Here is a 9885-nt window from a genome sequence, read left to right on the forward strand (position 1 = left end):
ATAAATTCCATCAACATCGATGATGACGACATTAACGGCCTGATTCAAAATGGATTAAAAGAAATCAAGCTGAAAAACGATATTGAATTAACCGAAACAATTAATATTAACGTCGACAACATCACAATTGATGGGGACGGCCATTCAATCGATGCCTATGAAAAACAGGCATTGAATATCACTTCAAACAACATCACACTAAAAAACATTACCTTTAAAAATGCCCATTCAAGCAATCCCGGAGGAGCCATCTTCAACTTAAAGGGACTTGTAAAAATCATTGACTGTAGTTTTATAGGCAACCATACCGACAGCAATAATGGCGGGGCAATTTATAATGAAAACGGCAAGGTATTCATTGACAGCAGTGATTTTATACACAATTCAGCCAGATTTGGAGGGGCAATATATAACAAAGGCACATTAAAAATGATATTTACCAATTTTTCAGACAACGTCTCTTCAAAGGGATTATCAATTTTTAACACTTCCGACTTAATTCTGGAAACATGCAATTTCAAAAGAAAGGATGATACGAAGAATTTTGAAATCTACAACAGGGGAATCATCAGCATCGAGAGTTTTCAAAAGGAAGTGATTCAAAAGATAACTGAGGGAGGATTTGTCCATATTCACTCAAAAGATACAAAACCGTTTAGATATCTCAATGATTTAATTGAAAGCGGCAAAAAAGAAATCATACTGGATTACGACATATGTTTTGATGATGAAGAGAAAATCCGTATCGATGAAGACGATGTAAAAATAGATGGTGCTGGACACAGAATTGACGGAATGGGAAAATCAAACATCCTTGAAATTACAGGAAATAACGTCCACCTGTCAAACATTAACTTCAGAAATGGATCATGCCCCAGCGGAGGCGCAATAATAAACAAAGGCGAATCATTAAAGTTACTCAATTGCACTTTTGATTGGAATATTTCAAATAATGGAGGAGCCATCAGAAACGATGCATCAATTGATATTCAGGATTGCAATTTTGAGAAAAATATTGCAAACAAGGACAGCGGAGGAGCAATTGAAAACAACGGAGATTTGACAGCAACAGATTGTAAGTTTATGGAAAATTATGCCATGAAGAATGGTGGTGCCATCAACAATAATGGAAATATGGACTTAATCAATTCCTGTTTTAAATCAAACATTGCAGAAAACGGAGCTTCAATTGAAAACAATGAAAAATCCATGCTTTTCAAATGTAACTTTAATGAAAACAAGGCATTTAATCAGGGAAGCATCATACATAATGCAGGTTGTATTACAATGAGAAATTGCGAATCATTCAACAATATCTCAAACAGATATTCAAATATAATTTTCCAAAATGATGATGAAAACTGCATATTAAATATCGAAAAGTGCATGTTTGCAAGAGACCGCTTCAATAACAATCTGATATTTATTGAAAATGGCTCATCCATTATAAAATCAACCAAATTCATAGTCAACAAGGAACATGAAAACTCATACATTATCTATAACGAAAATGCAACTGTTGAAATCGAAAAGCTGGAATTTGAAAACGTTGACCAAAAAACTGTATACAACGACAATTTTCTGGAAATTGAAAAAGACATGGAAAAATATGTTGAATCAGGCAAAAACGGCAAACCTTTAAAATATAAATCTAATTAGTTACTAATATTATTTTGGATGTGATGAAAATTTCACTTAAAGACACCAGACACTGGATAGAAGACAAAACAGAAAAAGTACTGTTTGCAAGCAGATGGATTTTATCTCCAATGTACATCCTGTTAATTGTAGTGTTATTTCTAATATTAATAAAATTCATAGGGGATGTATGGCATTTCATTACAATAATGGGAACATTAACAGATGATGAATGGATAGTCCATGTATTGGAACTGCTGGATTTGACTTTAGTTGCTAATTTAGTAGTTATTGTTGCATTTTCAGGTTATGAAAATTTCATATCAAAAATCGATATTGCTGATGAACATATTGACCGTCCATCATGGATGGGACGTCTTGATTTTTCAGGGCTTAAACTTAAAATTATCGGTTCTGTTGTAGCGATATCCCTTATCGAGTTGCTTCAGGATTTTTTAAATGCAACAACAACAATCGATCCTAATGTTGAATTTTGGAGAATCGCACTTCATTTAACATTCGTTGCAACTGGTTTGGTATTTGCCGGAATGGAAATATTATCCGAAAAAAGGCATGAAATGAAAAACAAGGACAAACTTGCTGAAATGAAAAATAAGTTTTAAACCACATTGTAGATTAAATCTACAATTATTCACTTTTTTAAAATCAATTATTAATTAACCATTTCACCCAAAACTCTTCAAAATTAATGCATTTTTCAGCTAAAGTTAGATGGAATCTTCACATTTCCATCTAAGACTTCATTACTTTTAATACTACGATTTGTTAATATCTTCCTTCAATTTACTCAGCAGTTATTTAATTATTCTTCCAATTGAAAATTGTATATCTGCATATCTTTGTAAATAAAGTAAATAGCTTCCTTGAGCGCTATTTTGAAACTTATCCTGCAGTTCTGATGCTGATGAGGTCAATTCAGATTTTGTATAAGTACTATTTGCCACATAACCTATTTTTTCATTTTCGGCATATACTGCAATTGCTTCTTTATCATGTTCATTATATGGTTCCTTAACAAGTTTTAAAGCCATGCCTGAAGTAAGGTTAATATTATTCTTAAAAAAATGCCTTCCAGCTATTGTGAATAGCTCATCTTTGGAATACGCTTTCAAGGCCTCGAGATTTCTTTGGTATTCCTTTTCATAATCAATATAATAATTTATTGTATCCCTTTGTTGGAGATATTTATCAATGTTTTCTTCACTGTTTTCACCAGGGCGTGATGCAATTGCTTTTATATTTTTCTCCTTTGCTTCCTCTAACTTATTCAATCCGTCAGGCAGTTTTTTGGACTCTTCAATTAATTGGCCTGCCCATGCATATAACATCCTTACCTTATTATCACAAACAAGATTATCGAAGGATAATTCCAGTGATTTGTTGTAGCATTCCTCTGATTCGGGATATTTTTTCATGCCTTCCAGTATTATTGCTTTTATGTTCCAATTTTTCGAATAATATTTATCCAAATCCAATGCCAAATCAATATAATGAAGAGCTTCCTCTTCTTTAAAATCCATATAATAATCCCATGCTTTTTTTGAATAATTGTTCCTTTTAGCAACATTTACTGATTGGCCAACATTTCCGGAGTTTGTTTCACCATCATAATCCTCGCCAGAACTGGAACCTGACCCCATGTCCCAGCCGTAAATTGCATCATGAAGAGGATCGCCTGTCGGGCCGGTGTATTCGTCATCATCATTGTCATTATCATCTCTGAAGATTCCCATGTGCACCACCAAGTTCTATTATAATTATCTTCACTAAAATGAAATATCTAATCTTTCCTCAATATTACCTATAAAAGTTACCTTTCAACATCACTTATGAATTTAAGGTCATCATACTTAAATGGTTTAACATACCTGGCATGGGCACGATATCTTTTACTTATATCCGGATGATCTCCAGCCCATACATCGTATTCCTTATACTCTTCCTCATCAATGAAAACAATTAAGTCTAAATCCATTCTTGAAGATGCATGTACATACAATACAGGTTTTTCATCATCTTCAATTGCCAAGAAGTAGGATATATGTCCAAATGGCATATAGAATGCTTCTTGCTGTTTTAATAATTCTTCAGTTATTTTAAGCTTATCAAAATCATAATGTTCGTTTTTTAATCTTGATTTTAAGTACTCGTGAAATTTTTCTTCTAATTTTTTTAAATCATACATCATAATGACCCCATTTAATAAAATAGTAATCAAAGACACTTTCATATGATTTATATTCCCCGTATGAAAAAATAATAAAAAAGTATAAAAAAATAGGCAGTATTTATCTGCACTCTGAAAGGAATTCATTTTGGACTTTTACAACTTCAGAACTTGTGTCAGCTTCACTATAAGCTTCAAGCAACTCATGGTTTAGTTCTAAAAATGTATGACCCCATTTAAATCCATCCATCATTTTACGAGCTTCATCCTTGAAACGGGTAATGTAGAGAGTAGCAGAAATAGCTTCAACAGTCGATAATATGCATGGTTTTCCATAATTGACAGGATTTGTTGCCACTAAAAATGGAAGTGACCTGTGGTATTTTGAAAGAGAAAAGAATTTTTTAGAGCTTGAAACTTCATTCCAAGAACAGTCAAGCCCCACAATTCCCCTTCGTTGCACGTACCTGTAATCCTCAAAAGACACCGATTTTTCAGCATACGGATTCAGCACTATGGCTCCTGAAGGTATCTTGTTTATATTATAAACTAACCTGCATTTGCCCATTTTGTGCATCTTGATGGAAGTGCACTTCTTCCTGTCGCATTCATCCGCATGAAAAACCGTGATTTTCATCTACTGTGCCTCTGAACCTGAATTCAATGCTGAAGTGTTACCTGCCTTGAACTGTTTTACAAGATCCATCTGCTGACTAAACTCATCCTGGGTCATTCCGTATTCATCATTGATGGCAGGAACATTTTTACTTTCTTTTAATGTTATGCTATTGAGCAGAGGTTCCACATAATTCTTGTATACGTCACCATAGGTATTGAATGCAGATGTATTCACATCTGTTTTGGAATCTATAATCATGTAGATTAGATATCCTTGTTTTTCTTTTTGTGATTGGCAAATTACAATAGATAATGTGTCATTGGTATTGTTTCCCTGAATAGCCTGTGAGAAGTAAATATTCCAGTCATTTCCATTGAATGATCGTTTTTCAGGATTCATCACACCTTGAACATAATATATATCCATCAATGCTGTTGAATTATCCACAGTTGAAATATTATATGTTATATTATGTTCTGTATCCTTATAGGATTGCATGAAATCAGATGAATTATTCATTAGCTTAGCTTTCCCTGAAAAGGAACCTTCCATGAATGAATTTTCAAAAGGAGTAGATTCCCCAATAGTATTAGTTACAGTTTTATTAAATACACCAGTAGAAAATATAGCTGCCGCAACTGCAACAATTGCTATAATAGCCACTGCAATTAATATTATATTTTTCTTTTCCATTATGTAAACTCCATAATTTATATTAATTATATTAGTAAATACTATTTTATAAGTTTTTTTTACTGATAAAGTATTTTTATTAAAAAAAATAAAGAGTAATATTAAAAAATATTAGTTGGTTATTATATGAACAAGAAACTTCAATACGAACTATTATTATTAGTTTTAGTAACTATTGTTATATTTAATCTTGCTATTGTCTTTACATCACAAGAAGAATCAGCAACTAATTACTATAACATTACTGAAGTTGGGCATAATGTAAATGGAACTGTATATAAAATCGTAGCCGGAAATGCTTCATCAAATGATACAGTAGGGGTTATCTTAGGAGTTCATCCAAGAGAACACGAAATCCATGATGCCATCAATAAAACAGTATATAACATTACACATAGCAATGACAGAAATCTCACTAAAAAATATGTCATTTATTATGTAAAAGTAAAAGACAGTCTAACAACACGTGAAGATACAAGACCTGCAGGAGAACTGCTGGCAAATAAATTTATTGTAAACAATATTGCAAAGGACAAGCCTTTCATAGTTGTTGACGTGCACGAAATCAATCCGGATTATGAATATTCCAATTTCATATTCCCACTATCAAACAAGACGGATAAAGTAAATTCTTATCTTGCCACTTTATCAAAAGAGGTTAATTTAGTTAATTTCGAGTTTAATGAAGGAACTAGTCCTGAAAAAGTAACAAAACCAATAGCTAAAAAAGGCATTCCTACATATCTAATGGAAACCTCCATTACAGATTCTGCAACACAAAAACAACATACAGCCATAAATTTAATAAATAGTTTAGATGGATTGAAACCTTTATGAGTGATACTATGGATAACGTTCGTGGAATTTTAATCGGTAGAATGCAACCTGTCCATAATGGGCATATTCAAGTCATAAACAAGATTTTGGAAGAAGTTGATGAAATAATCATTGGAATTGGCAGTGCACAATTAAGCCATGAGCTTAAAGATCCTTTTACTGCAGGTGAAAGGATTGTGATGATGAACCAGGCATTGGCTGAAATGAACATTGACCCCAAGAGGTACTATATCATTCCTATGGAAGACATTAATTTCAATGCCATCTGGCCGTCACATGTCAAAATGATGACACCGCCATTCTCAATAGTCTATTCCGGAAACCCCTTAGTCAAGCAATTATTCAGCGAAGAAGGATTTGAAGTCAGACAACCTCCTCTTTATGACAGATTGCATTTATCCGGAACTGAAGTTAGGCGCAGAATTCTTGAAGACAAAAATTGGCAGGAATTGGTTCCTAAGGCAACTGCAGATGTTCTTTCAGAAGTGAACGGCATTGAAAGACTGAAAAATTTATCAGTAAAGGAAATCAGTGAGATATAACAATAGTTATTTATATCATGAAATTCTATTATCAATAGGAGAGATAATATGGTTGTACGTGTTATTGAAGCAAAAGAAGACAAAGTTACAACAGCAGACTTAATAGCTGAATTGAAAAAAAGTACTAAAATAGACTATTCTGGTGCAATTTTTACCTTTGAAGGGATTGTACGTGGGAAAGAAGAAAATATGAACCTGAAAAAACTCATACTCACAACTCCTGACAAAGAAAAAACAAAATCAGAAATCGAAAAGATTGTAGAAAACGCTAAAATTAAATACAATGTTCATGAAATATCAGTTGTCCATTATATCGGTGAATTTTACACCGGAGACATGTTATTTTTAGTTGCAGTTTTAGGAGCACACAGAGGAGAAACTCTTGATGCCTTAAAAGAAGTAATTGAAACTGTAAAATATGAAGTTGAATTTAAAAAAGAAGAAATCTCCGAAGAAGGAACAAAAACTATCCTTGCAGGAGGTTAAAAAGAAATAATAGGAATAGCAGGATTTGATCCTACCTATTTTCCTATAATTACTTCAGTAGATTTAATAATTGCTGTTACGTCATCACCATCTTTTAAACCTAATTTTTCTGCAGATTCTTTAGTAATAACAGCAGTAATAACGCTAGGATCAGTAACTTCTATTTTAATATTAGCCATTACAGCTCCTAATTCAACATTTGTAACTTTTCCATTTAATTGATTTCTTGCACTAATATCCATAATATTCACATCCAAAACTAATTCATATAATTTATTTTCCTATAATTACTTCAGTTGATTTGATGATTGCTGCTACATCATCTCCTTCTTTTAAACCTAATTTTTCTGCAGATTCTTTAGTAATAACCGCAGTAATAACGTTAGGTTCAGAAATTTCGATTTTAACGTTAGCCATAACAGCACCTAATTCAACATTTGTAACTTTTCCATTTAATTGATTTCTTGCAACCTAATTCAACATTTGTAACTTTTCCATTTAATTGATTTCTTGCACTTAATTTCATAATTTCACATCAATATGTTTTTGACAATATTAAGTTGTATCGAATTGTATATAAATGTTTCGTTTTTTTATGAAATAAGGGTTTTAAAATCGATTACCTAAAATAGTTCATATCGATATATCAATATAGTATACTCTAATAAAAAAGCATCATATAACAATATTTAATTAAAAACAAGATTATTAACAACTTTAAGCATTAAATTAAATATAATAATCTAATTATAACTATTTTACATATTTATAATACTTTAAATTAAAATTTATCGAAATTCACAAAATTAATTAAATAAAATTTAGCGAAACTAGAAAATTTTATAAAAAACAAAACGAAAATTTTAATTATGAATATCGAAATCGAACCAATTGGTACAATACATACAGAATTTAAGGAAATTGAAGGGATGCCCATACAACCGACAGGGGCAAAAGGAATTAAAGGAACCGTAGAAATCAAAGATAAGTATGTTGATGGCCTGAAAGACCTTGAAGATTTCTCACATATTCATTTAATATACATTCTCCACAAAATAGACGGTTATATGCTTGAAGTAAAACCTTTTATGGACGACAACACTCACGGGGTCTTTGCAACAAGATCACCTAAAAGACCAAACCGAATTGGAATGAGCGTTGTTAAAGTCAATAAAGTTGAAGGCAATACAGTATACGTTGAAAATGTGGATATTTTGGATGGAACACCCCTGATTGACATCAAACCATATGTTCCCCAACTATACGAAGACACAATCGATGAGCTGAAGATTGGCTGGTTTGAAACAAATCACAAAAAGGCAAAATCACAAAAATCAGACACCCGATTTAAATAGATTATTTATTAGAGATTGTGACACGAAGTCACTATTTTTTAATTTAATTTATATATCATGAATTAAATCTTTTATTAATCTTTTTCATTGTTGTTTATGGCTTTGAAAGATAGCCTAATCGATTATGTTATTCAAAAAAAACAAGTAAAAAATAAGAAAAATAAAAAAGAAAAAGTAGCTATAAACTGTTTATAGCTTCAGTAATTAATTGAATGGTTGCTTCGATATCATCCATACTACATACACTTACAGGAGTGTGGATATATCTGGTAGGAACAGATAAAACACCTGTTGGAATTCCTTCACGAGTCAAGTGAATTGCAGTTCCGTCTGTAGTTCCACCATCACTTACTTCAAGTTGATAAGAAATTTCGTTTTCATCACCAGCATTAATCAACATATCTTTTACTGATTGTTGGGTTAAAATACCTCTTCCACTTGCATCAGCCAAGATAATGGCAGGGCCTTTGCCCATCACTACAGGTGCTTCATCCGGTTTAATTCCAGGATGGTCACCGGATAAGGTCACATCAAGTGCAATAGCCAAATCAGGATTTAATTTAAATGCAGAAGTTTTAGCTCCTTTAAGGCCCACTTCTTCCTGAACAGTTCCAACACCATAAACTGTAGCTCTAGTATTAACTCTTTTTAAAACTTCAATCATTACATAGCAACCTACACGGTTGTCTAAAGCTTTACCCATGATTAAATTATTAGGATATTCTTCAAATAATGCATTAAAGGTCATTTTATCTCCAATTCTGACCATTTTTTCTGCATCTTCTTTATCTTTTGCACCAATGTCAATAAACATGTCATCCGCTTTGACAACTTTGTTTTTTTCTTCCGGCTTTGTAACATGAGGTGGTTTTGAACCGATTACGCCTACAATAGGTTCACCGACTGATGAATGAATAGTAACAGTCTGGTTCATCAGCATCTGATCATTGATTCCACCAATTTTTGAGAATTTAATAAACCCTTTTTCATCAATGTATCTTACCATTAGACCAATTTCGTCCATGTGTGCTGCCAACATTACAGTAGGCGCTTTCTTTTCACCTTTTTTAGTGGCGATTACATTTCCCATACTGTCAGTTTCGATTGTACTGGCAACTTCATTTAATTCACGTGTAATAATTTTAGCTATTTCATCTTCGCTACCGGATACTCCCGGTGCTAATGAAAGCTCTCTCATTAATTCCATCGTATCACCAAATTATTTTTTAAACTTAATATTATTAAATAGTTTCTATGATTTAATTAAAAAAATAATCATTAATCAAACAACAGATTAATCAAAATCTCTTCAAAAATAACCAAAAAATTCTAAAAAAAAGTAACAAAATAAAATTTCAGGTTTAAAATAATTCCTAAAACCCACTAATCCCATCCTCCGAATGAAACATTTAATAAAAATCCAATCCATAAATTTAATCATTGATGAAATCAAATACCAAATTATTGTAAATATTCATGTTAAAATGTTATTAAATTTAATATGTTGGATGATTAATATATATGAAT

Annotated in this window: 12 protein-coding genes and 1 pseudogene; 6 read left to right on the forward strand and 7 right to left on the reverse strand. The window is 32.0% G+C overall.

Translation table 11 applies throughout. From position 1 onward, the window contains the following. Both QZV68_RS09470 and QZV68_RS09475 read left to right on the forward strand, forming a co-directional pair. The coding region (locus QZV68_RS09470) for a hypothetical protein (protein ID WP_296880762.1) at window positions 1–1659 on the forward strand (1659 nt) is incomplete at its 5' end. Window positions 1660–1682: 23 nt separating this feature from the next. Then, on the forward strand, window positions 1683–2261 hold the full coding sequence (locus QZV68_RS09475) for a TIGR00645 family protein (RefSeq protein WP_296880772.1): 579 nt from the start codon (window positions 1683–1685) through the stop codon (window positions 2259–2261). A gap of 192 nt (window positions 2262–2453) precedes the next feature. On the opposite strand, the gene QZV68_RS09480 is transcribed toward QZV68_RS09475, so the two are convergent. From QZV68_RS09480 to QZV68_RS09495, 4 genes are all read right to left on the reverse strand, one after another. Continuing rightward, a complete protein-coding gene (locus QZV68_RS09480; RefSeq protein ID WP_296880763.1) occupies window positions 2454–3392 on the reverse strand; it encodes an HIRAN domain-containing protein in 939 nt (312 codons plus the stop codon). 77 nt (window positions 3393–3469) lie between these two features. After that, on the reverse strand, window positions 3470–3847 hold the full coding sequence (locus QZV68_RS09485; RefSeq protein ID WP_296880764.1) for a hypothetical protein: 378 nt from the start codon (window positions 3845–3847) through the stop codon (window positions 3470–3472). 100 nt (window positions 3848–3947) lie between these two features. Continuing rightward, window positions 3948–4463: a DUF367 family protein gene (locus QZV68_RS09490; protein ID WP_296880765.1), complete on the reverse strand. Its 516-nt coding sequence runs from the start codon at window positions 4461–4463 to the stop codon at window positions 3948–3950. After that, window positions 4464–5138: a hypothetical protein gene (locus QZV68_RS09495; RefSeq protein ID WP_296880766.1), complete on the reverse strand. Its 675-nt coding sequence runs from the start codon at window positions 5136–5138 to the stop codon at window positions 4464–4466. It lies immediately after the preceding gene. 126 nt (window positions 5139–5264) lie between these two features. On the opposite strand from QZV68_RS09495, the gene QZV68_RS09500 reads away from it, so the two are divergent. Genes QZV68_RS09500 through QZV68_RS09510 form a run of 3 tightly spaced genes read left to right on the forward strand, consistent with a single transcriptional unit; the run spans window position 5265 to window position 7003 of the window. Beyond that, entirely contained in the window at window positions 5265–5975 is a 711-nt protein-coding gene (locus tag QZV68_RS09500) for a hypothetical protein (protein WP_296880767.1), read from the forward strand. An 8-nt stretch (window positions 5976–5983) separates the two neighbouring features. After that, window positions 5984–6517 (forward strand): nicotinamide-nucleotide adenylyltransferase, encoded by a 534-nt coding sequence (locus QZV68_RS09505; RefSeq protein ID WP_296880768.1) that lies wholly within the window; start codon window positions 5984–5986, stop codon window positions 6515–6517. Window positions 6518–6565: 48 nt separating this feature from the next. Beyond that, window positions 6566–7003 carry a molybdenum cofactor biosynthesis protein MoaE gene (locus QZV68_RS09510; protein ID WP_296880769.1) on the forward strand — a complete coding sequence of 146 codons (438 nt, stop codon included), beginning with the start codon at window positions 6566–6568 and terminating at the stop codon, window positions 7001–7003. A 35-nt stretch (window positions 7004–7038) separates the two neighbouring features. On the opposite strand, the gene QZV68_RS09515 is transcribed toward QZV68_RS09510, so the two are convergent. Both QZV68_RS09515 and QZV68_RS09520 read right to left on the reverse strand, forming a co-directional pair. Continuing rightward, a complete protein-coding gene (locus QZV68_RS09515) occupies window positions 7039–7245 on the reverse strand; it encodes a molybdopterin-binding protein (protein WP_296880773.1) in 207 nt (68 codons plus the stop codon). Between the two features lie 31 nt (window positions 7246–7276). Beyond that, window positions 7277–7483, reverse strand: a pseudogene (locus QZV68_RS09520) (TOBE domain-containing protein). A 389-nt stretch (window positions 7484–7872) separates the two neighbouring features. Here QZV68_RS09520 and tsaA point away from each other — a divergent pair. Next, window positions 7873–8358, forward strand: a complete 486-nt coding sequence (tsaA, locus tag QZV68_RS09525) for a tRNA (N6-threonylcarbamoyladenosine(37)-N6)-methyltransferase TrmO (RefSeq protein WP_296880770.1) — start codon at window positions 7873–7875, stop codon at window positions 8356–8358. 178 nt (window positions 8359–8536) lie between these two features. Here tsaA and QZV68_RS09530 read toward each other — a convergent pair whose 3' ends face one another. Continuing rightward, window positions 8537–9565 (reverse strand): M42 family metallopeptidase, encoded by a 1029-nt coding sequence (locus QZV68_RS09530; RefSeq protein WP_296880771.1) that lies wholly within the window; start codon window positions 9563–9565, stop codon window positions 8537–8539. Window positions 9566–9885: the final 320 nt, after the last annotated feature.

Source organism: uncultured Methanobrevibacter sp. (genome assembly GCF_902801725.1).
Taxonomy (GTDB): domain Archaea; phylum Methanobacteriota; class Methanobacteria; order Methanobacteriales; family Methanobacteriaceae; genus Methanocatella.

Excerpts from the sequence above, each read along its gene's own strand:
- tsaA (WP_296880770.1), top strand. The coding sequence starts at position 7,873 with ATGAATATCGAAATCGAACCAATTGGTACAATACATACAGAATTTAAG.
- QZV68_RS09480 (WP_296880763.1), bottom strand. The coding sequence starts at position 3,392 with ATGGGAATCTTCAGAGATGATAATGACAATGATGATGACGAATACACC.
- QZV68_RS09500 (WP_296880767.1), top strand. The coding sequence starts at position 5,265 with ATGAACAAGAAACTTCAATACGAACTATTATTATTAGTTTTAGTAACT.
- QZV68_RS09510 (WP_296880769.1), top strand. The coding sequence starts at position 6,566 with ATGGTTGTACGTGTTATTGAAGCAAAAGAAGACAAAGTTACAACAGCA.
- QZV68_RS09475 (WP_296880772.1), top strand. The coding sequence starts at position 1,683 with ATGAAAATTTCACTTAAAGACACCAGACACTGGATAGAAGACAAAACA.
- QZV68_RS09495 (WP_296880766.1), bottom strand. The coding sequence starts at position 5,138 with ATGGAAAAGAAAAATATAATATTAATTGCAGTGGCTATTATAGCAATT.
- QZV68_RS09515 (WP_296880773.1), bottom strand. The coding sequence starts at position 7,245 with ATGGATATTAGTGCAAGAAATCAATTAAATGGAAAAGTTACAAATGTT.
- QZV68_RS09505 (WP_296880768.1), top strand. The coding sequence starts at position 5,984 with ATGGATAACGTTCGTGGAATTTTAATCGGTAGAATGCAACCTGTCCAT.
- QZV68_RS09490 (WP_296880765.1), bottom strand. The coding sequence starts at position 4,463 with ATGAAAATCACGGTTTTTCATGCGGATGAATGCGACAGGAAGAAGTGC.
- QZV68_RS09530 (WP_296880771.1), bottom strand. The coding sequence starts at position 9,565 with ATGGAATTAATGAGAGAGCTTTCATTAGCACCGGGAGTATCCGGTAGC.
- QZV68_RS09485 (WP_296880764.1), bottom strand. The coding sequence starts at position 3,847 with ATGATGTATGATTTAAAAAAATTAGAAGAAAAATTTCACGAGTACTTA.